Annotated in this window: 17 protein-coding genes; 12 read left to right on the forward strand and 5 right to left on the reverse strand. The window is 62.5% G+C overall.

Annotated features, from left to right (window positions below; all coding sequences use genetic code 11):
- Nucleotides 1–54 precede the first annotated feature (54 nt).
- Entirely contained in the window at nucleotides 55–1,788 is a 1,734-nt protein-coding gene (locus BUB78_RS03550; RefSeq protein ID WP_073195099.1) for a SulP family inorganic anion transporter, read from the forward strand.
- 86 nt (nucleotides 1,789–1,874) lie between these two features.
- Complete coding sequence (locus BUB78_RS03555) at nucleotides 1,875–2,879, forward strand: hypothetical protein (RefSeq protein WP_073195101.1); 1,005 nt, start codon at nucleotides 1,875–1,877, stop codon at nucleotides 2,877–2,879.
- Nucleotides 2,880–2,939: 60 nt separating this feature from the next.
- Here the strand turns inward: BUB78_RS03555 and BUB78_RS03560 are convergent, their stop codons facing one another.
- On the reverse strand, nucleotides 2,940–3,353 hold the full coding sequence (locus BUB78_RS03560) for a VOC family protein (RefSeq protein WP_073195103.1): 414 nt from the start codon (nucleotides 3,351–3,353) through the stop codon (nucleotides 2,940–2,942).
- Nucleotides 3,354–3,445: 92 nt separating this feature from the next.
- Here BUB78_RS03560 and BUB78_RS03565 point away from each other — a divergent pair, with 92 nt between their 5' ends.
- The 9 genes from BUB78_RS03565 (at nucleotide 3,446) to BUB78_RS03605 (ending at nucleotide 15,698) form a co-directional block, all read left to right on the forward strand.
- A complete protein-coding gene (locus tag BUB78_RS03565; protein WP_073195104.1) occupies nucleotides 3,446–4,726 on the forward strand; it encodes an O-acetylhomoserine aminocarboxypropyltransferase/cysteine synthase family protein in 1,281 nt (426 codons plus the stop codon).
- Between the two features lie 146 nt (nucleotides 4,727–4,872).
- Nucleotides 4,873–7,314, forward strand: coding sequence for a hypothetical protein (locus BUB78_RS03570; protein ID WP_073195106.1), 2,442 nt, complete (start codon nucleotides 4,873–4,875; stop codon nucleotides 7,312–7,314).
- Complete coding sequence (locus tag BUB78_RS03575) at nucleotides 7,314–9,242, forward strand: cation:proton antiporter domain-containing protein (RefSeq protein ID WP_073195108.1); 1,929 nt, start codon at nucleotides 7,314–7,316, stop codon at nucleotides 9,240–9,242. The genes BUB78_RS03570 and BUB78_RS03575 overlap by 1 nt, the downstream gene beginning before the upstream one ends.
- 148 nt (nucleotides 9,243–9,390) lie before the next feature.
- Entirely contained in the window at nucleotides 9,391–9,867 is a 477-nt protein-coding gene (locus BUB78_RS03580) for an NUDIX hydrolase (protein WP_073195110.1), read from the forward strand.
- A 69-nt stretch (nucleotides 9,868–9,936) separates the two neighbouring features.
- The gene (locus BUB78_RS03585) at nucleotides 9,937–10,386 is read left to right on the forward strand and encodes a DUF1178 family protein (RefSeq protein ID WP_073195112.1); all 450 of its coding nucleotides are present in this window, start codon (nucleotides 9,937–9,939) and stop codon (nucleotides 10,384–10,386) included.
- A 21-nt stretch (nucleotides 10,387–10,407) separates the two neighbouring features.
- Nucleotides 10,408–11,055 (forward strand): SDR family NAD(P)-dependent oxidoreductase, encoded by a 648-nt coding sequence (locus tag BUB78_RS03590; RefSeq protein WP_073195113.1) that lies wholly within the window; start codon nucleotides 10,408–10,410, stop codon nucleotides 11,053–11,055.
- Between the two features lie 150 nt (nucleotides 11,056–11,205).
- Nucleotides 11,206–12,444: an aspartate kinase gene (locus BUB78_RS03595; RefSeq protein WP_073195115.1), complete on the forward strand. Its 1,239-nt coding sequence runs from the start codon at nucleotides 11,206–11,208 to the stop codon at nucleotides 12,442–12,444.
- 74 nt (nucleotides 12,445–12,518) lie between these two features.
- Complete coding sequence (ptsP, locus tag BUB78_RS03600; RefSeq protein ID WP_073195117.1) at nucleotides 12,519–14,759, forward strand: phosphoenolpyruvate--protein phosphotransferase; 2,241 nt, start codon at nucleotides 12,519–12,521, stop codon at nucleotides 14,757–14,759.
- A gap of 153 nt (nucleotides 14,760–14,912) precedes the next feature.
- On the forward strand, nucleotides 14,913–15,698 hold the full coding sequence (locus BUB78_RS03605; RefSeq protein WP_073195229.1) for a ZIP family metal transporter: 786 nt from the start codon (nucleotides 14,913–14,915) through the stop codon (nucleotides 15,696–15,698).
- Nucleotides 15,699–15,710: 12 nt separating this feature from the next.
- Here BUB78_RS03605 and BUB78_RS03610 read toward each other — a convergent pair whose 3' ends face one another.
- Together BUB78_RS03610 and BUB78_RS03615 are read right to left on the reverse strand one after the other, a co-directional pair.
- A complete protein-coding gene (locus BUB78_RS03610) occupies nucleotides 15,711–16,505 on the reverse strand; it encodes an EcsC family protein (protein ID WP_425442125.1) in 795 nt (264 codons plus the stop codon).
- 32 nt (nucleotides 16,506–16,537) lie between these two features.
- A complete protein-coding gene (locus tag BUB78_RS03615; RefSeq protein WP_073195119.1) occupies nucleotides 16,538–17,023 on the reverse strand; it encodes a GNAT family N-acetyltransferase in 486 nt (161 codons plus the stop codon).
- 97 nt (nucleotides 17,024–17,120) lie between these two features.
- Between BUB78_RS03615 and BUB78_RS03620 the strand changes: the two genes are divergently transcribed.
- Nucleotides 17,121–17,726: a flavin reductase family protein gene (locus BUB78_RS03620; protein ID WP_170865014.1), complete on the forward strand. Its 606-nt coding sequence runs from the start codon at nucleotides 17,121–17,123 to the stop codon at nucleotides 17,724–17,726.
- Between the two features lie 76 nt (nucleotides 17,727–17,802).
- Here BUB78_RS03620 and BUB78_RS03625 read toward each other — a convergent pair whose 3' ends face one another.
- Together BUB78_RS03625 and cobT are read right to left on the reverse strand one after the other, a co-directional pair.
- Nucleotides 17,803–19,467, reverse strand: coding sequence for an ABC transporter permease (locus BUB78_RS03625; protein WP_073195121.1), 1,665 nt, complete (start codon nucleotides 19,465–19,467; stop codon nucleotides 17,803–17,805).
- A gap of 98 nt (nucleotides 19,468–19,565) precedes the next feature.
- Nucleotides 19,566–20,582 (reverse strand): nicotinate-nucleotide--dimethylbenzimidazole phosphoribosyltransferase, encoded by a 1,017-nt coding sequence (cobT, locus tag BUB78_RS03630; protein ID WP_073195124.1) that lies wholly within the window; start codon nucleotides 20,580–20,582, stop codon nucleotides 19,566–19,568.
- Nucleotides 20,583–20,622: the final 40 nt, after the last annotated feature.

The raw sequence follows: 20,622 nt of genomic DNA on the forward strand, positions 1-20,622 counted from the left end.
GCGCGCCGCCTTTGCATCCCCCGCGAAGGTGGCGCCGACAAGACAGAGCCTTATATGCACCCTTACCTGATCCGCTATCTGCCCATTCTGAAATGGGGCGGGGCCTATGATCGCACAGCCCTTGGCAATGACCTTATTGCGGCCCTGATCGTCACGATCATGCTGATCCCGCAATCGCTGGCCTATGCCCTTCTGGCGGGGTTGCCGCCCGAGGCCGGGCTTTATGCCTCGATCGCGCCGATCATCCTTTATGCGATCTTTGGCACCAGCCGCGCGCTCGCCGTCGGCCCGGTCGCCGTGGTGTCACTGATGACCGCCGCCGCATTGAGCAATATCGTGGAACAGGGCACCATGGGCTATGGCGTTGCGGCCCTGTCGCTGGCGGGGTTGTCGGGGGTGATCCTCTTGGGCATGGGGCTTTTCCGGCTTGGATTCGTGGCCAATTTCCTGTCGCATCCGGTGATTGCGGGCTTTATCACCGCCTCGGGCTTGATCATCGCCGCGAGCCAGCTCAAGCATATCCTCGGCATCAATGCGCAGGGTCATAATCTCTGGGAAATTGTGGTGTCGCTGATCGAGCATCTGGGCGAAACCAATGTAATCACCGCCGTGATCGGGGTGCTTGGGACCGCATTCCTGTTCTGGGTGCGCAAGGGTCTCAAGCCGCTGATGCAGCGCCTTGGTGCGGGTGCGGGCGTGACGGGCATCATGGTCAAGGCCGGTCCGGTTGCGGTTGTCGTGCTGAGCACACTGGCCGTCTGGGGGTTCGGGCTGGCGGATCAGGGCGTGAAAATCGTCGGCGAGGTGCCGCAAAGCCTGCCGCCGCTGACCCTGCCGTCGCTGTCGCCCGGCCTTCTGGGCCAGCTTTTGCTGCCGGCTTTCCTGATCTCGATCATCGGTTTTGTTGAATCGATCTCGGTGGCCCAGACATTGGCGGCCAAGAAACGCCAGCGGATCGACCCCGATCAGGAATTGATCGGCCTTGGCGCCGCCAATATCGGCGCCGCGTTCACTGGCGGCTTTCCGGTGACCGGCGGGTTTTCACGCTCAGTCGTGAACTTTGATGCGGGCGCTGAAACGCCCGCGGCGGGGGCCTATACGGCGGTCGGGCTGGCGATTGCGGCGCTGTTTCTCACACCGCTGATCTATTTCCTGCCCAAGGCGACGCTTGCCGCGACAATCATTGTTGCCGTGCTCAGCCTTGTGGATTTCAGCATCCTCAAACGCAGCTGGGGCTATTCAAAGGCCGATTTTGCCGCCGTTCTTGCGACCATCCTTCTGACGCTTGGGTTCGGGGTCGAGCTGGGCGTGTCCTCCGGGGTTGGGGTGTCGATCCTGTTGCATCTTTACAGATCATCGCGCCCTCACGTGGCCGAAGTCGGGCAAATGCCCGGCACCGAACATTTCCGCAATATCCTGCGCCACAAGGTTTTGACCGATCCGCACATCGTAAGCCTTCGGGTCGATGAAAGCCTCTATTTTGCGAATGCCCGTTTCCTTGAGGAGAAAATTCACAACCGGGTCGCGCGTGATCCAAATATTCGCCACGTCATCCTGCAATGCTCCGCGATCAACGAGATTGACTTCAGCGCGCTTGAATCGCTTGAAACGATCAACGACCGCCTGCGCGAAATGAATGTTCAGCTTCACCTCTCTGAGGTCAAAGGCCCGGTGATGGATCGCCTTGAGGCGCAGCATTTTCTGGATGAACTGACCGGCCGGGTATTTCTGTCGCAATATGAGGCGGTCAAAGCCCTCAAAACCCCGGCAGACGAGGTGCGGGCCTGATAGCAGGTCGCTTCCCCTCTTCTGCCCCTGTCGGATTGTGCCTATACTGCCCACAAAAGCAGTAAGGCATAAACCGGGGCGCGGGCATGGCAAAGACCACGGAACAACAGAGCACGCTCAACATCGTGATTGTCGGTCAGGGCGGTCGGCTGCAATTCGAGGCGCTGATTTTCGCAGCCTCTCTGCGCGACCAGAGCCCCGGCTTTCAAGGTCGGCTGTTCGTGGCCGAACCTCAGCCCGGCGCGCTCTGGCCCAATGACCCGCGTATCAAGGGTGAAGAGACCCGCACGTTGCTGGAAGAGCTCGGCGCCGAGATCCTCCCATTCGAGAGTAAGCATTTTGGCCATGTCTATCCCTATGGCAATAAGATCGAAGCCCTTCTCAGCCTGCCCAAAGGCGAGCCTTTCGTGTTTTTCGACACTGATACGCTTGTGACCGGTGATCTGAGCCGGGTGCCGTTTAATTTTGACCGCCCCACCGCCTCGATGCGGCGCGAAGGCACCTGGCCGCAGCTTGAACTTTACGGCCCCGGCTATGGCGCCATCTGGAAATCGCTTTACGACAGGTTCGGGCTTGATTTTGAAAGCTCTCTGGATCTGAGCCAGCCCGATGAATACTGGCAGCGCTATCTTTATTTCAACGCCGGGTTCTTCTTTTACAAATGCCCGCATGCCTTTGGCCAACGGTTTTTGGAGTATGCACTGGCCATCGCCAAGGACGCCCCACCAGAGCTTATCTGTCAGTCGCTTGATCCCTGGCTTGATCAGGTGGCCCTGCCTTTGGTGATCCATTCACTTGGCGGGGGGCGTGACACGATCCCGACCGGTCTTTTGGATGGCGACGTCACCTGTCATTACCGGGTTCTGCCGCTGCTCTATGCGCGCGAATCCGATCATGTGGTAAAGGTTCTGGAAAACGTGACAGCGCCGAACCGGGTCAAGAAGGTACTCAAGGAATACGATCCGATCAAGCGAATGATCTACCAGGGGCGCGGCCAAAAAGTGCGCGCCCTTTTTGATCAGGACGACCTGCCACGCCGCGAACAGGCGATCCGCAATACGATCAAACGCAACGGATTTTGGATGCGCTAGGCCCCAGAAAATTCGCCGAATTTTCTGGGGTTAAGATTTTTCGTCGAAAAATCTTGCCTCTCAAGATGCAAACACAGCGTTCATATCGGCAAAACCTTTCAATTCCACAGGGTTGCCCGAGGGATCACAGAAGAACATCGTCCATTGCTCTCCCGGCTCTCCTTCAAAGCGCACCGTGGGCGGGATCACGAATTCTGTACCCGCCTGCGCAAGCCGCTCCGCCACCTCGCGCCATGTCTCAAGCGGAAGAACCACCCCGAAATGCGGCATCTGCACCATGTGATCGCCAACTTTTCCGGTCGCCTGCGTGGCGAAGGGCGGGCCCAGGTGCAGGCTGAGCTGATGGCCGAAAAAATCGAAATCGACCCAGGTCGCGGTCGATCTTCCCTCAAGAGCCCCCAAAAGCCCGCCATAAAAGCCGCGCGCCGCGTCCAGGTCGGTCACATTGATCGCAAGGTGAAACGGATATGCCATCTTGGCCTCCTCTGAATGTCTTAACGCCAGTTGTGGCGCAAACTCGGATGCCCTAAACCCGAATGCAAGCATTTCCGAGGAGGATCGACCAAATGGCTTATGGCTTTGACACATTGCAAATTCACGCCGGCGCCCGGCCTGACCCCGCCACCGGCGCGCGGCAGGTGCCGATTTACCAGACAACCGCCTATGTATTCCGCGACGCGGAACACGCCGCGGCGCTCTTCAATCTGCAAGAGGTGGGATATATCTATTCGCGGCTGACCAACCCGACCGTTGCCGCACTTCAGGAACGTGTGGCCACACTTGAGGGCGGCGTCGGCGCAGTGTGTTGCTCATCGGGTCACGCGGCCCAGATCATGGCGCTTTTTCCGCTGATGGGGCCGGGCCTTAACGTGGTGGTCTCGACCCGGCTTTATGGCGGCTCGATCACCCAGTTCAGCCAGACCATCAAGCGCTTTGGCTGGTCGGCTACATTCGTTGATTTCGACGATCTCGATGCCGTGGCGGCCGCGATTGATGACAATACCCGCGCCGTATTCTGCGAATCCATCGCCAATCCCGGTGGCTATATCACCGATCTGGATGCGGTGGCGAAGATCGCCGATGCCGCTGGTCTGCCGCTTATCGTGGATAACACAAGCGCCACGCCTTACCTCTGCCGCCCGATCGAACATGGCGCGACACTTGTCGTGCATTCGATGACCAAATACCTCACCGGCAATGGCACCGTCACCGGCGGCGTCGTAGTGGATTCGGGCAATTTCGACTGGTCCGCCTCGGATAAGTTTCCGTCGCTGAGCGAACCCGAGCCTGCCTATCACGGCCTCAAGTTCCACGAGACCTTTGGCCCGCTCGCCTTTACCTTTCACGGCATTGCCATCGGTCTGCGCGATCTGGGCATGACCCTCAATCCGCAAGCCGCGCATTACACCTTGATGGGGATCGAAACCCTCAGCCTGCGCATGGAGCGCCATGTTCTGAACGCCGAAAAAGTGGCGGGCTGGCTTGAAAGCCACCCGACGATCGAGGCAGTGACCTATGCCGGGCTGGCATCGTCGCCCTATCACGACCGCGTTGCGCGGATTTGCCCCAAGGGCGCCGGCGGGCTGTTCACCATCGCGCTCAAGGGCGGCTATGACGCCTGCACGCGCTTTGTCGACAGTCTGGAATTGTTCAGCCATGTGGCCAACCTTGGCGACACCCGAAGCCTTGTGATCCATTCGGCCTCGACCACGCACCGCCAGCTATCTCCGGAGCAACAGACCGCCGCCGGGGCCGCGCCGAACGTGGTCCGCATCTCTATCGGGATTGAGGATGCGGCCGATATCATCGCCGATCTGGATCAGGCGCTGACCAAGGCCCACGGGTAACCCCGCGCCGCACCCTCCCCCGCCCGGCCCCGTCACTTGCGGCGCCAGGCGGGGGTTTTTGTTTGCCTCGGCGCGAAGCTGCTATAAAATCAACGCGGTGAACGCAGGACTCCCGATTGCGCCTTGCCAGTGTTAGAGCGGTACAGATGAAACCCAATTTCGCCTTATCCCTGTCCTTTGAGGGCATCGCCCTTTTGCACCGCGCCGGCGCGGGCTGGCATCTGGTGGGCGAGGTGACCCTCGACGCAAGGGACCTGAGCGGCGATCTGGCGGCCTTGCGGGCCAAGGCCAAGGCGCTTGATCCGTCGGGCTTTGCCACCAAGCTGATCCTGCCGAACGAGCAGATCAAATATCTTGAGCTTTCCGCGGACAGCGCCCCGGACGGCGATCTTGATCGGGCGGTGACCGACGCACTTGACGGGGCCACGCCCTATGCGCTTGACGATCTGGCCTATGATTGGGCCTTGGACGGCGACAGGATTTTGGTGGCTGCCGTTGCCCGTGAAACGCTGGACGAGGCCGAGGCCTTCGGGCTTGAGCACGAGGTCAACCCAATAAGCTTTGTCGCGCGCCCCGATGACAGCCCTTTTCCCGGCGAGCCGTTTTTCGGCATCACCCGGCATGCCCGCGACACGCTTGGGGCCAAGGTCCGGATTGATCGCGACGAAACTGCGGTGGCAATCATCGGCGCGGCCCATATGCCAGAGGTCGCTGAGGTCGCTGAGGTCGCTGAGGTCGCTGAGGTCGCTGAGGTCGCTGAGGCGCTTGCGACGGTTCCCGATGTGCCGCAAGCCCCTGCGCCGACACCAGCCCTCCCTGCTGAGAAGGCGCCGGAAACGCCCGCCCCCGCCAAGCCCGCCCCCGAGCCACCCGCCGAAATGCCGCCGGTCGCGTTTTCCAGTATCCGCGCTGATCGCGGGACTGAACCGGGACAGGCCCCAAAACTGGCCGGTGCCGCGCGCTTTACACCGACAGCCCCTTCGGCGCCGCTGCCTGATCTGCCAGGCCCCGGCCCTGCGCCTTACCTGACCGGTGCCGCGGAACCGGCGCTGACCGACCTTGCCGCGGCAAGCCTGTCGTCTGCGCCAAAAGACAGTGACACGGCCAAAGCGCCGCGCAAGCTCGGCTTTCTCAGCCGCCGCAGCGCGCCCGCCAAGCCCGCCAAAACCAGTGCCAATTCAACGGCAGAGGCCGAGCGCCTGACGATCTTTGGTGCGCGCACCGATCAGGCCGTGGGCGGGAAACCGCGCTATCTGGGCGTGATCCTGACGGCCATCCTGTTGATCATTCTGATGATCATCGCGGCATGGGCGGCGATGTTCACCGACGACGGAGTTGCCGGAATTTTCCGCAAATCCCCGCCCGAGATCGTGGCTACCCCCACCGCACCGCCGAGCGCAACCGAAGACCCGGTGGCGGATGCCGCCAATCAGCCGACCCCGTTGCCCGAAGGGCCCGCCCCTGAGGAGACCCCGATCGACACCGCGCTTGCCCCGCAACCCGATGAGATCGAACCAGAGCCAGAGGTCGAGATCGCCGCGATGGACCCTTCTGCCACGGCGGTGGAACTTACCCCGGATCAGCCGCTTGCGCGTTATGCGGCGACCGGAATCTGGCAGATGGCCCCAACCCCGACAAAGGCCCCAAATCCCACCGGACTTGATGATTTTTACCTTACCTCGATTGACGACAAGGTGAATTTCCAGGATGCCGTTGCCCTGCCCGATGCGCCGACCGCGCAGGCGGACAGACGGCCCGAAACGCCCGCCTCACCGGCGCCGCCGGGCACGCAGTTCGTGATTGGCCCGCGCGGCTTTGTTCTGGCGACGCCGGGTGGCGCGCTGACGCCGGATGGTGTGTTGGTGCGCGCAGGCCCGCCACCGCGCAGCCCGCCCGACATGCCCGCCCGCGCCGTACCGCTGCCGGGGATCGAGCAAACCGCCGAGGCCCTGGCCGAGCAAAAACGCCTTGGCGGTATTCGCCCGCGCACCCGCCCCGAAAATCTGGCCGAGCAACAGGAACGCGGCGCGCTGAGCGGGCGCACGCGATCAGAGCTTGCGGCGCTGCGGCCTCGCACGCGGCCTCAATCGGTCATTCAGGCCGCCGCCAATGCCACCGTCACCGCCAATTCAGCCGCTGCCGCCTCTGCGGTGGCGGCTGCCCTGGCCGAGGCCGTTGAAACGCCCGAGCCCGAGACGCGCGGCACGGCGCAGGCGGTGCTTGCCTCGCTCAAGCCGAAAACCCGGCCCGGTAATTTTGACAGGATCGTGCGCCGCAGCAAACCGGCCGACACGCAGAGCATTTCCGGGCAGACAGCCAAGCGCGCCGCCCCGTCTATTCCAACCACCGCCTCGGTGGCGCGACAGGCGACATCGCGCAACGCGATCAACCTGCGCAACGTCAATCTGATTGGCGTTTACGGCAACCCCAAGAACCGCCGCGCCCTCGTACGCCTGTCCAATGGCCGCTATCAAAAGGTACAGGTCGGCGACCGCTTGAACGGCGGGCGTGTATCGGCCATCGGCGACACCGAACTTCGCTATAAAAAGAGCGGCCGCGACGTGGTTCTCCGGATGCCCAAGGGCTGATGGAAGGGTTTCTTTTCCAGGCTTCGATCTATCTCGCAGCAACCGTGATTGCCGTGCCCCTGGCCGCGCGGCTCGGGCTTGGGTCGGTGCTTGGCTACCTGTTGGCCGGGGTGCTGATCGGGCCGGTGTTTGGCTTTGTCGGCGGCCATGAAACCGCCGAATTACGGCATGTTGCCGAATTCGGCGTGGTGATGATGCTCTTCCTGATCGGGCTGGAGCTTGAGCCGCGCGCGCTCTGGGATATGCGCCACCGCCTGCTGGGTCTTGGCGGCTTGCAGATCGTTCTGACCACGCTGGCGATCATGACCGGGGCGAACCTTTTGGGCCTTGGCTGGAGTGTGGCGCTTGCGATCGGCCTTATCTTTGCGCTTTCCTCGACGGCGATCGTTTTGCAAACCCTGTCGGAAAAGGGGCTGATGCGCACGGGGGGCGGGCGCTCGGCGTTTTCGGTGTTGCTGACACAGGATATCGCAGTGATCCCGATGCTGGCCTTCCTGCCGCTTCTGGCGCTGCCGAAAACCGCCGATATGGTGCTGGGCGAGTTTCTCACACGCGAGGCCGAAACGGCGGATCACGGCGCAACCGGCGCGCATCAGGTGGCGCAATCACTGATTGCAAGCCTGCCGGGTTGGGGGGCTGCGCTTGTCACCATCGGCGCGGTGGTCGCGATCATTCTGGCCGGTATTTACCTGACGCGACCGGTGTTTCGCTTTATCCATGCCGCGCGCCTGCGTGAAATGTACACGGCGCTTGCCCTTTTGATCGTGGTGTCGATTTCGTTTCTGATGATGCTGGTGGGGCTCTCGCCCGCCCTTGGCGCGTTTCTCGCCGGGGTGGTTCTGGCCAACAGCGAATTCCGCCACGAACTTGAAAGCGATATCGCACCGTTCAAGGGCCTGTTGCTGGGCCTGTTCTTTATCACCGTCGGGGCGGGGATCAATTTCACCACCCTGCTCGGCGCGCCGTTTCTGATCCTTGGGCTGGCGCTTGCGGTGATAGTGATCAAGGGCAGCGTGCTTTGTATTCTGGGCTGGGCCTTTGCTCTGCGCGGGCGCGACTTGTGGCTGTTCACGCTGGGATTGGCGCAGGCAGGGGAATTCGGGCTTGTGCTGATCGGCTTTACCGATCAGCAGCATGTTCTGCCGCGCGGGCTGAGCGAAACGCTCTTGCTTGTGGTGGCGATGACCATGCTGATCACGCCGCTTTTGTTCATTCTTTATGACTGGCTCTCACAGCGCATTCAGGACAGTGGCGAGGCGCAGGATGCCGATGAGATCGACATCAAAGGCCCGGTGATCATCGCCGGAATCGGGCGGTTCGGGCAGGTGGTCAACCGGCTTGTGCGTTCAAGCGGGTTTGAAACCGTGGTGCTTGACCATGACCTCAACGCGATCCAGAGCATGCGCCGCTTTGGCATCAAGGGGTTCTTTGGCGACCCGACGCGCCCCGATCTTCTGCATGCCGCAGGCCTGCACGAGGCGCGCGTTCTTGTGGCGGCACTTGATGACCCGGAGGCCGCCGTGCGCCTTGTCGCCTTTGCGCGCCGCGAATGCCCCGATCTTCACATCATCGCGCGCGCGCGCGACCGTACCCATGTGTTTCGCCTTTATCAGGCAGGGGCCAATGACATCGTTCGCGAACTCTTCGACAGCTCGCTGCGCGCGGGGCGCTATGTGCTCGAAAACATGGGTCTGACGGATTTCGAGGCGGCAGAGCTTGAGAAAACCTTTTATCAGCATGATCGCGCATCGGTGCGCGAACTGGCGGCGCTTTGGGATCCCAGCATCCCGACACTCGACAACGCCGCCTATATCAAGCGCGCACGCGAGTTGGAAAAAGACCTTGAAACCATGCTCTTGTCCCAGCTCGAAGAAACCGCCAATCCCGCGCCGAAGGACGATACTCCGGCTGACAGCAAAGAGACCTAACGGGGTGTTGGCCATTTTCGGGGCAGATTGGTCACGATCTGCGGTGTGACGCACCGTTGTCTGCAAATCTCGCTGGCAAGATCGCGGGGTGTCGTAATATGATTGTTCGTACCTCCCAACGGAACGAGCAGCCTCAGGGAACGGGCGAATGAGCTTTCAGGCGATACAGCAAATGCCGCTTGCCCTCTCGGCGGCCACAAAGACCGAAGTGCGCACGCAATTTGCAGCGCTTTGCTACCGTATGGTGCGAGACAAGCCCGAAATCCTGTTGATCACAAGCCGTGGATCGGGCCGCTGGATCATGCCCAAGGGCTGGCCGGTGGCGGGCAAGACCCCCGCCGAAATCGCCCTGCTTGAGGCCTGGGAAGAGGCCGGCGTGCGCGGTCGCGCCTATGAGCAATGCCTTGGCGCCTATTCCTATACCAAGGCAATCGGGCCAGAGCGTGGCCTGCCTTGTCTTGCGATGGTCTATCCGGTGCGGGTCAAGACCCTTGCCGGAAAATTCCCCGAGGCCGGACAGCGCAAACACAAGTGGCTGCGCCCCAAAAAGGCCGCCGCCCGCGTGGAGGAGCCGGAACTTGCGCATATTATCCGGGGCTTCGATCCGCACCGATTGGGCCTTTAAGGCGCGGTAGCGCCTTGATTTTTGCCCGGCCACACGTAAGTATCACTCGTATTGCATTTGGACCGGGACATGATTCAATTCAGCCTGAAATGCGCCGGGGATCACCGCTTTGACAGCTGGTTCCAATCGGCCGAAGCCTTTGAAAAACTGCGCGCCCGCAGCATGGTAACCTGTGCTGTCTGCGGATCGGATGAGGTGGAAAAGGCGCTTATGGCGCCGCGTGTACGCTCCAGTCGCAAAGACGCGCCAGACGGCGCGCCCCCCCAAGCCGAGGGCGGCGCGCTTAGCAAACCCGCAAGCCCCGCAGAACAGGCCATGGCTGAATTGCGACGCAAGATCGAGGAAAACTCGGAATATGTCGGCGGCAATTTCGCGCGCGAGGCGCGCGACATGCATGACGGTGTCACGCCCGAACGCGCGATTTACGGCGAAGCCCGCCCCGAAGAGGCGCGCAAACTTGTCGAAGAGGGCGTGCCCGTTGCCCCCCTGCCCTTTATTCCGGGCCGCAAGTCAAACTGATCACATCCCGAAAGGATATCCATGCATATCGTCATCACAGGCGCGAATCGCGGCATTGGCAAGGCGCTCGCAGACAGCTATCGCGCGGCCGGGCACCAGGTGACCGGCACGGCGCGCGCGCCCTCGGGCGATTTGATCGCGCTTGATGTGACCGATCCGACCGCGCATCACGCGATGGCACAGCAGATCGCCGATCAGCCGGTCGATCTTTTGATCTGCAACGCCGGGGTCTATCCCGACAAGCACGAAACCCTCGAAGATGGCTACCCGGCCTCGATGTGGGCACAGGCGTTTGCCACCAATGTGACCGGCGTTTTCCTGAGCGTTCAGACACTCTTGCCGCGGATCAAGGCGGCAAAGGCGGGCAAGATCGCGGTGATCTCAAGCCAGATGGCAAGCCAGACCCGCGCGCCCGGAGGCAGCTATATCTATCGGGCCTCAAAGGCGGCGGCGCTAAATCTTGGGCGCAACCTGGCGGTTGATCTGGCGCCTGAGGGTATTGCCGTTGGCATCTATCATCCCGGCTGGGTGCGCACCGACATGGGCGGGGACGCCGCCGCCATTTCGGTGGAAGAGGCCGCCCAGGGGCTGGTTGAGCGGTTTGCAGAGCTTGATCTGGCCGGCACCGGATGCTTTCGTACCTATGACGGCCAGGACCACCCGTTCTAGGCAGAGCGCCCATTTTCTTCCTCCGAAGAAAATGTCCCAGAAAATTCCTACTAATTTTCTGGTCTGTTGCGCCCTGCGACACCTGCCCTCTTGCACCGGGCCCTGCCCGCGCGTAAACCGCGCGCGACAAACTGGCCCAGGACATAGATCATGCCCGTTCTCGTTATGAAATTCGGTGGCACCTCTGTTGCCACGCTTGACCGTATCCGCCGCGCCGCAAAACGCGTGGGCGTTGAAGTGGCCAAAGGCTATGACGTGATCGTCATTGTCTCTGCCATGTCGGGCAAAACCAACGAGCTTGTCGGCTGGGTCAATGAAATCTCGCCTCTTTACGATGCGCGTGAATATGACGCCGTGGTCAGTTCCGGAGAGAACATCACTGCCGGTCTCATGGCGCTGACGCTTCAGGAAATGAACGTGCCCGCACGCAGCTGGCAGGGCTGGCAAGTGCCGCTCATGACCAACTCGGCGCATTCTTCGGCCCGTATCGAAGAAATTCCCACCGACAACCTCAACGCCAAGTTCGGCGAGGGCATGCGCGTCGCCGTGGTTGCCGGCTTTCAGGGGATTTCCCCCGAGGGGCGCATCACCACGCTTGGGCGGGGCGGATCGGATACCACCGCCGTGGCCTTTGCCGCCGCCTTTGGCGCCGAGCGGTGCGATATTTATACCGATGTCGATGGTGTCTATACCACCGACCCAAGGATCAGCTCGAAGGCGCGCAAGCTTGACAAGATTGCCTTCGAGGAAATGCTTGAACTGGCCTCGCTTGGGGCCAAAGTGCTTCAGACCCGCTCGGTCGAGCTGGCGATGCGCTACAATGTCCGGCTGCGGGTTCTCAGCAGCTTTGAGGAGCAATCAGACGACGCAGGAACCCTGGTCTGCGCCGAGGAGGAAATCATGGAATCAAATGTCGTAAGTGGCATCGCCTATTCGCGAGACGAGGCAAAGATGACCCTCATTTCTGTCGCCGACCGCCCCGGCATCGCCGCCGCAATCTTCGGGCCGTTGTCCGATGCCGGTGTGAATGTCGATATGATCATTCAGAACATCGCCGAAGAGGGCCGTACCGACATGACGTTTTCGTGCCCCACCGATCAGGTCAAGCGCGCGGAAAAAGCGCTGCAGGAGGCCAAGGAAAAGGGCGAGATCAACTATCACGATCTGGTTGCTGACACCGATGTGGCCAAGATTTCCGCCGTCGGCATCGGCATGCGGAGCCAATCGGGTGTGGCCGCCAAGATGTTCAAGACGCTGTCCGATGAAGGTGTGAACATCAAGGTCATTGCAACCTCAGAGATCAAGATTTCTGTGCTGGTCGACCGGAAATACATGGAACTTGCGGTCCAAGCCCTGCATGATGCCTTTGAATTGGATAAAGCGGCCTGATCCTGTTTCTGCCGGATAATTTGCGGTAAGGGTCGGTCCAGGATCTGAAACCGCGCCCGGGGTGCAATGCTGCCATGACCAAGACATTCAAGACCGACAGCCGGAAGATGCTGGGGCGTCTGCGTGATGTCATGGCCGAAGATGCCGCAGGTCAGGCCCGGCTCGATCAGATCACCCGGCTGATTGCCGAGGAAATGCGCACCGAGGTGTGCTCGATCTACCTGTTTCGCGACGAAGACACGCTGGAGCTTTGCGCCACGCAGGGGCTTAATCCGCAGGCCGTGCACGAAACCCGGCTCAAGCTTGGCGAGGGCCTTGTGGGCCGTGTGGCGCGCCACGGTCAGGTCGTGAACACCGATGATGCGCCCGCGACCAAGGGCTTTCGTTTCATGCCGGAAACCGGGGAAGAGGCCTATTCGTCCTTCATGGGCGTGCCGATCCAGCGGCTTGGCGAAAAGCTTGGCGTGCTGGTGGTGCAATCCAAGCAAGCGCGGCTTTTCTCGGAAGAAGAGATTTACGCCGTCGAAGTGGTCGCCATGGTGCTGGCAGAGATGGCCGAGCTTGGCGCCTTTGTCGGCGAAGGCGCGGCGATGTCCGCGCGCCACCAACAGGCCAAGCTGTTTCGCGGCACCACCGTGCAGGAAGGCACCGCGCAGGGCCATGTCTGGCTTCACGAGCCGCGCGTCGTTGTCGCCAACCCGATTGCCGAAGACCCGGTGCGCGAGCTGGAGCGCCTGCATGAGGCGGTCGAGACCCTGCGCGTCGGCGTTGACCGGATGCTCTCGACCGCCGGGGGCGACAAGGATCAGCTTGAGGTGCTCGAGGCCTATCGGATGTTCGCCAATTCCAAGGGGTGGATGCGCCGGATGGAAGCGGACATAGATAGCGGCCTGTCCGCCGAGGCCGCCGTCGAGAAAGAGCAATCAGCGGCGCGCGCGCGGATGAATCAGGTCAGCGACTCCTACCTGCGTGACCGCCTGCATGATCTTGATGATCTTTCGAACCGGCTTTTGCGTATTCTGACCGGGCAAGGCGCAGAAACCGGGGCCGAGATGCCATCCGATCCGATCCTCATTGCGCGCAACATCGGTCCGGCCGAGCTTTTGGATTATGGCCGCTCTCTCAAGGGGATCGTACTTGAAGAGGGCTCTGTCGGCAGCCATGCGGCGATTGTGGCGCGGGCCCTGGCGATTCCGCTGGTGATCCACGCGGCGCGCATCACCACAGAGGCGCTGAACGGCGATCCCATTCTGGTGGATGGCGATCAGGGGCTGGCGCATCTGCGCCCCGACGACGCGATCGTGGCGGCCTTTCGCGACAAGATGGCGATGCAGGCAACCGCGCAGGAACGCTATGCCTCGATCCGCGACAAGCCCGCCGATACGCTCTGTGGTCAGCATATCAAGCTCAAGATGAACGCGGGCCTGATGGCCGATCTGCCCAGTCTTGAAAGCTCCGGCGCCGAAGGCGTGGGCCTGTTTCGCACCGAGCTTCAGTTCCTGATCCGAAGCCATATGCCCAAGCGCGCCGAGTTGTCAGAGCTTTATTCGCGGGTGATGGATGCCGCCAAGGGTCAGCGCGTGGTGTTTCGCACGCTTGATATCGGGTCGGACAAGGTCCTGCCCTACATGAAGGCCACGGACGAGCCGAACCCGGCCATGGGCTGGCGCGCGATCCGCGTCGGATTGGACAAACCGGGCGTCATGCGCATGCAGCTTCAGGCGCTGATCCGGGGCGCCAAGGGGCGGCATCTGTCGATCATGTTCCCCTTCGTGGCGCAGCGCAGCGAATTCACCGCCGCGCGCGCCGAGATGGACAAGGCGCTTGAACGCGAGCGCATTCTTGGCCACCCCCAACCTGCCTCGATCGAGGTCGGGGCAATGCTTGAAACCCCGTCGCTTGCCTTCGCGCCGGATGATTTCTACCGCGAGGTCGATTTCATCTCGGTCGGGGGCAATGACCTTAAACAGTTCTTCTTTGCCGCTGATCGCGAAAACGAGCGCGTGCGCAAGCGCTATGACACCCTCAATGTCAGCTTTCTGAACTTTCTCGAAGGCATCGTCTATCGCTGCGCCACCACCGGCACCCCGCTCAGTTTTTGCGGCGAGGATGCCGGTCGGCCGGTCGAGGCCGCCTGTCTGGCCGCCATCGGCTTTCGCACGCTGTCGATGCGCCCCGCCTCAATCGGGCCGGTCAAAAGCCTGCTGCGTCGGCTTGATCTGCACGAATTGCGCGATGTCATCCACTCCGAGCGTGACAGCGGCACCCAATCCGTGCGCGATGCGGTGATGGTGCATATGCGCGACAAATTCTGACCCTTCGGGTTTGCGTAGGGTGGGTGAAACCCACGGTGTCCCGGCCCATGGCCGACCCGGAAATCCGGGCCATTCCGGCTTGCAGAGTTCGGATTTTCAATACCCATCCAAACCCTGTATGACAAGCCGAAACCAGCCATGCACAGGATCACCGTGGACATCTTATCGCCCATTGCACTCGGATTTATCGGAAGCCTGCTTGCCGGTCTGATGACCGCCGTGGGTGCAATTCCGGTACTGATGGGCAAAAGACCAAGCCGCGCGATGCGCGATATGTCGCTTGGCTTTGCGGCTGGCGTGATGCTGTCGGCCTCGTTCTTTTCGCTGATCATTCCCTCGCTTGATGCTGCCACCGAACACTATGGCGAGGGGGCAATACCTGCGGCGATTGCCGTGGGCGGCATCCTTTTGGGGATGGCTGCGGTCGCGCTCTTGAATGAAACCCTGCCGCACGAGCATTTCAACACCGGGCGCGAAGGCCCGGAGGCCGCATCGCTCCGGCGGGTCTGGCTGTTCATCATTGCGATCACGATCCACAACTTTCCCGAAGGGCTTGCCGTGGGCGTTGGCTTTGGCGCGCATGGGCTTTCGGGGGGAATACCGCTGGCGCTCGGGATCGGGCTTCAGAACGCGCCCGAAGGGCTTGCCGTTGCCGTCGCCCTGCTTGGCGAGGGCTATAGCCGTCGCCGCGCCTTCGGCATCGCCGCCCTGACCGGCCTTGTCGAGCCGATTGGCGGCCTGCTTGGGGCGGCGATCATCTCGGTCTCCGAGCCGTTTCTGCCCTGGGGGCTGGCCTTTTCGGCCGGCGCGATGCTTTACGTCATCAGCCACGAGATCATCCCCGAAACCCACCGCTGCGGCCATCAGAACAAGGCCACGCTTGGTTTTGCCATCGGGCTTGTGCTGATGCTGTTTCTCGAAGTGTGGCTGGCGGCGTAAAGCGCCCCGGTCCTAGGCCCGTTGGGCCGGTAATTTCTCGACCTTCAGGCGCAGCGCCTCGACCATATCACCGTGGTCACGCCCGGCGTCAATCGCCAGACGGCGCAGGCCGAAATGCACATGCGCCATCTGCTGATAATAGCTGGTATAGGCGTAATTCGTCGCCGCACCGGCCGCGGCACCCAAAATCGGCACCGTTTGCGCCGCAAGCTTTTGCCCCAACACCGTGGCCAGCCGTGGCGCGACCCGCGCAATCAGCGAATTCAGCGCGGCCCCGGTGACCGTGACGCGCGTGCCGATAAACCCAAGGTCGGCGCCATCATCGCCCGACAGGGGGCCAGCCGCGCCGAACACCTCGACCGCCTCGAAGCGCACGCTTGCCTCTGCGGGATCAAAGCCATGCTCGATCGCCACGTCCTGAATGGCGCGCAAAAGCACCGTCGTGGTCACCGGCAGTTCCGCCAGTGCCGTCGGCAGGCCCCCCATGCCGCCCGCCGCGCCCATCGCCGTGGTCACCGCCCTCGCCATCCATCCGGGCTGATCCCCGACCACCTCGCGCGAGCGGTGCGCCATCTCCATCGCCCGGTGAAGCGCGTTTTCGGTCACCTCTCCCAGACGCATCCGCACCGACACCGGCAGACGATCCAAAAGCCCCTCGGCCTGTCCGCCGACAAGGTTCAAGAGATCAATCGCCGCATTGCCCGCGCGCGCATGGCGGCGCGCCAGATCCAACAGCCGCGCGTCGATCTCTTCGGCGTCAATCGGCCTGCCCAAAAGCTCCATCTTCGTGTCCTGACTGTGATCCATGAGGTACCAGATTGCCCCTGTCGGCCCCTAATTCAAGCGTGACGTGTGACTTTACCCGTGACATGATCCCACGCACCGGGCTGTAATTCCAGCCCGAGAACCCGCTCAGGATTGGTCGGCGGCGGCATCTCGACGCCGCTCAATCGCTCAAACCCAAAGCGCCCGTAATAGGGCGCATCCCCCACCAGCATCACCCGCTCCCAGCCTTTTGCCCGCGCCCGCTCAAGGCTGTCCTGGATCAGCAAGCGGCCAAGCCCCTCGCCCTGATGGGTCGGATGCACCGCCACCGGCCCCAGCAAAAGCGCCTCGGCGCGCCCGACACGCACCGGCCAAAACCGGATCGCCCCGGCCAGAATGCCCCCCGGATCGCGCGCCACAAGGCTAAGCCCCGCGACCGGCGCCACCCCGTCGCGCAGCCGGTAAGACGACAAGGCCTCACGCCCCGGTGCAAAACACAGGTCATAAAGCGCCTCGACTTCCCACCAGTCTTCGGCTGTTTCGGGCCGCAGATCGAACATGCGGGCCATCCCTTTCGTGAATTCGACTGGCAATGCGCCTAGCACGGCGCTAGGTCTGGCACAAACCAGATCATGCCAGATCACGAAGGAGAGACAGATGTTCTACAAACCCGAGGATGGCCACGGCCTGCCGCATAATCCGTTCAACTCCATCGTGACCCCGCGCCCGATTGGCTGGATCTCGACCCGGGGCGCCGATGGGCGCGACAACCTTGCGCCCTATTCGTTTTTCAACGCCGTGGCTTACGTGCCGCCGCAGGTGATGTTTTCCTCGACCTCGGCCAAGGAAGATCGCGGCGACACCAAGGACAGCGTCGCCAATATCCGCGAGACCGGCGTGTTCTGTGTGAACATCGTCGAATACGAGATGCGCGATGCGATGAACAAAACCTCCGGCCCCTGGGATCGCGCGACCGATGAGTTCGAGCTCGCCACCCTGGCCAAGGCCGAATGCGACACGATTGCCTGTTCCCGCGTGGCCGCCGCGCCCGCCAATCTTGAATGCAAACGGACCCAGATCGTACAACTCCCCGGCGAGGCGAATTTCGCCGTCTTCGGCGAGGTGATCGGCGTGCATATGCGCGATGATTGCATGGTGGACGGCATGTTCGACGTGCTGCGCTACAACCCGCTCACCCGGCTTGGCTATCAGGATTATTCGGTCATCCGCGAAAAATTCAGTCTCAAGCGTCCCGGCGAATAGGGTCGCGGCTTCTTCTTGCGACAAATATCCCGGGGTGAATTGGCCAAGGGCCAAGAGGGGCAGCGCCCCTGCCCCGCTATCCGGCCGAAATCGCCGTGCCAAGCTTGGCGGCGCTGCGCCCGCGGCTATCGCGGCCAATCGTGCGGCACAGGATCAGCACCGGGATAAGACCAAACCCGACCAGCACAAGCGAGGGCACCGCCGCCTCGGCCAGCCGCTCGTCGGCGGCAAGACGGTGCGCCTGCACCGCAAGCGTCTGAAAGTTGAACGGATGCAGGATAAGCGTCGCGGGCAGCTCTTTCATCACATCGACAAAGACGATCAACAGCGCGGTCAACACGCTGGTGCGCGCCACCGGAAGATGCACCCGCAGCAAGAGCTTCGGCCCCGGCTGGCCAAGCGACCGGCCAATCGCATCGAAATGCCCCGGCACCGTCGCCATACCGCTGTCATAGGCATTGAGCGCGGCGGCCATGAAGCGCGCCACATAGGCCAGCACCATCAGCCAGATCGACCCGGTGATCAAAAGCCCGGTTCGGATGCCGAATGTCTCGCGCATGAAAGCATCCACGCTATTGTCGAGCGCCGCCATCGGCACCATGAGCCCAACGGCTATCACGCCGCCGGGCACCGCATAGCCAAGCCCGGCCCCGATCACCAACCAACGCGAGGCCCGCCCCGGTTTGGTGCGGGCGCGAAAGCCGATAAGCACCGCCCCGATCACCGTCAGCACCGCCGCCACGCTGGCAAGGGTGACCGAATTCGCCATGAATCCAAGATAGCGGTCCGACAACAGGCTTTGCCCCGATCCCATCGCCATGCTGCCCAGCATGACCACCGGGATCACAAAGCCAAGCAGGACCGGTAAAAGGCAAATCGCGCAGGCGATCCAGCCCCCCGCGCCGCGCAAGGTGGGGCGTTCCATCGTCTCGAACCGCGCGCCGCGCCCGGCGGTGCGCGCCCGCCCCCGGCTGGCGCGCTCAAGCCCGGCCAGAAGCAGGGCAAAGCTCAGCAGGCAGAGCGCCAGTTGTGCCGCCGCTGCGCGATCGCCAAGCGAAAACCAGGCCTGATAAATGCCGGTGGCAAAGGTCTGAACATTGAAAAAGGCCACGGTGCCGAAATCGGCAATGGTTTCCATCACCGCCAACAGCGCGCCGCCCGCAATCGCCGGGCGCGCCATCGGCAGGGCCACCCGCCAGAATGCGGCAAGCGGCGAGCGCCCAAGCGTGCGCGCCACCAGAAAGGCATTGGCGCTTTGCTGGCGAAACGAGGCCCGCGCCAGAAGGTAGACGTAGGGATAAAGCACGATGGTCAGCATAAGCGCCGCGCCGCCAAGGCTACGGACCTCCGGAAACCAGTAATCGCGCGGTCCCCACCCGGTCGCTGCGCGCAGGGCGGTCTGCACCGGGCCGGGGTGGTCCAGCATATGGGTATAGGCATAGGCCATCACATAGGCCGGAAAGGCCAGCGGCAGCGCAAGCGCCACCTCGAGTATGCGCACGCCGGGAAAGCGATAGACCGTGACCAGCCAGGCCGTCACCGAGCCGATCACCGCCGTGCTGATCCCGACCACCACCACGAGGGTCAGCGTCGTCGCAGTGTAGCGCGGCAGAACGGTCGAAAGCACCTCGCGCCATGTTTGCAAATCACCGGTCAGCGCGGCGAGCGCCGCCGCCAGAATAGGGGCGACGCAAAACGCCACCACGACCCATGCCAGACGATGCAACAGGCGTTCGCTCATGCCTTCGCCTCCTTGGGGCGTAATTTCCGACTGTTTTGATCAGTATTCTCTGCGCCCCAAAGGGTCAAGAGAGGCAGGCGCGCTGTTTTGGCGCGTTTTCAACCTGTTGAAACGCCCGCCTCGGCAAAGCTTGCCATGCCCGAATGACAGGCCAACGCACCCTGAAGGATGCCAATCGCAAGCGTCCCGCCCGAGCCTTCGCCAAGGCGCATGCCAAGCGACAGGATCGGCTCTTTGACAAGCAGGGCCAAAAGCCGGACATGGCCCGGCTCGGCGCTGACATGACCGGCGACCGCATGATCAAGCGCGCCGCCCCGGGCCGCCTCAAGACAGGCCGCCGCAGCGGTGCAGATAAAACCATCCAAAATCAATGGGATAGAGAGATGCCTTGCACGCAGAATCGCGCCTGCCATCGCCGCAAGTTCGCGCCCGCCCAGACAGCGCAGCGCCTCAAGGCCGTTGTCCTGCGCCGTGGGATTGGCCGCGACCGCGCGCGCGATAACCTCGGCCTTATGGCCCATCGCCTCGGGCGCAAGCCCGGTGCCCCGCCCGGTCCAGCCTGCGGCATCCCCGCCAAACAGCGCGAGGGCAAGCGCGGCGGCGCTGGTGGTATTGCCGATCCCCATTTCGCCGACCACAAGCAGGTCGGTCTCTACGTCCACCGCATCCCAGCCGGTTTTGAGCGCGTTTACCACCTCGGCCTCGGACATCGCCGGGCCCTTGGTCATGTCCTGCGTCGGGGTGTCAAGCGCCAGGGCATGCACATCCATCCGCGCGCCCACGACCCCGGCCAACTGGTTCACGGCCGCGCCACCGCCTTGGAAATTTGCCACCATCTGGGCCGTGACCTCGGCGGGAAAGGCGGAAATGCCTTGCGCCGTCACCCCGTGGTTGCCGGCAAAGACAATCACCTGCGGGTGGTTGATGCGCGCGCGCGCATCCCCGCGCCAGCCACAGTACCAAAGCGCCAGCGTCTCAAGCCGCCCAAGCGCGCCCGGCGGCTTGGTTAGTTGCCCGTCACGCACGCGCGCCGCCTCAAGGGCCGCGTTGTCGGCGGCGGGCAAATCCTGGAGCAGGGCGGAAAACTCGGCAAGGGTCGTGAAATTTAGCGCCATAAGACCCTCATTGCATGTTATTCGCACCCTGTGTATCGCA

Origin of the sequence: Roseovarius marisflavi (assembly GCF_900142625.1) — a bacterium.
Classification (GTDB): domain Bacteria; phylum Pseudomonadota; class Alphaproteobacteria; order Rhodobacterales; family Rhodobacteraceae; genus Roseovarius; species Roseovarius marisflavi.

Bases quoted from the DNA above. Each gene is read 5' to 3' on its own strand.
- BUB78_RS03590 (WP_073195113.1), top strand. From the start codon at position 10,408: ATGCATATCGTCATCACAGGCGCGAATCGCGGCATTGGCAAGGCGCTC.
- BUB78_RS03550 (WP_073195099.1), top strand. From the start codon at position 55: ATGCACCCTTACCTGATCCGCTATCTGCCCATTCTGAAATGGGGCGGG.
- BUB78_RS03615 (WP_073195119.1), bottom strand. From the start codon at position 17,023: ATGTTCGATCTGCGGCCCGAAACAGCCGAAGACTGGTGGGAAGTCGAG.
- BUB78_RS03560 (WP_073195103.1), bottom strand. From the start codon at position 3,353: ATGGCATATCCGTTTCACCTTGCGATCAATGTGACCGACCTGGACGCG.
- BUB78_RS03625 (WP_073195121.1), bottom strand. From the start codon at position 19,467: ATGAGCGAACGCCTGTTGCATCGTCTGGCATGGGTCGTGGTGGCGTTT.
- BUB78_RS03555 (WP_073195101.1), top strand. From the start codon at position 1,875: ATGGCAAAGACCACGGAACAACAGAGCACGCTCAACATCGTGATTGTC.
- ptsP (WP_073195117.1), top strand. From the start codon at position 12,519: ATGACCAAGACATTCAAGACCGACAGCCGGAAGATGCTGGGGCGTCTG.
- BUB78_RS03575 (WP_073195108.1), top strand. From the start codon at position 7,314: ATGGAAGGGTTTCTTTTCCAGGCTTCGATCTATCTCGCAGCAACCGTG.
- BUB78_RS03610 (WP_425442125.1), bottom strand. From the start codon at position 16,505: ATGGATCACAGTCAGGACACGAAGATGGAGCTTTTGGGCAGGCCGATT.
- BUB78_RS03580 (WP_073195110.1), top strand. From the start codon at position 9,391: ATGAGCTTTCAGGCGATACAGCAAATGCCGCTTGCCCTCTCGGCGGCC.
- BUB78_RS03585 (WP_073195112.1), top strand. From the start codon at position 9,937: ATGATTCAATTCAGCCTGAAATGCGCCGGGGATCACCGCTTTGACAGC.
- BUB78_RS03570 (WP_073195106.1), top strand. From the start codon at position 4,873: ATGAAACCCAATTTCGCCTTATCCCTGTCCTTTGAGGGCATCGCCCTT.
- BUB78_RS03620 (WP_170865014.1), top strand. From the start codon at position 17,121: ATGTTCTACAAACCCGAGGATGGCCACGGCCTGCCGCATAATCCGTTC.
- BUB78_RS03595 (WP_073195115.1), top strand. From the start codon at position 11,206: ATGCCCGTTCTCGTTATGAAATTCGGTGGCACCTCTGTTGCCACGCTT.
- BUB78_RS03565 (WP_073195104.1), top strand. From the start codon at position 3,446: ATGGCTTATGGCTTTGACACATTGCAAATTCACGCCGGCGCCCGGCCT.
- cobT (WP_073195124.1), bottom strand. From the start codon at position 20,582: ATGGCGCTAAATTTCACGACCCTTGCCGAGTTTTCCGCCCTGCTCCAG.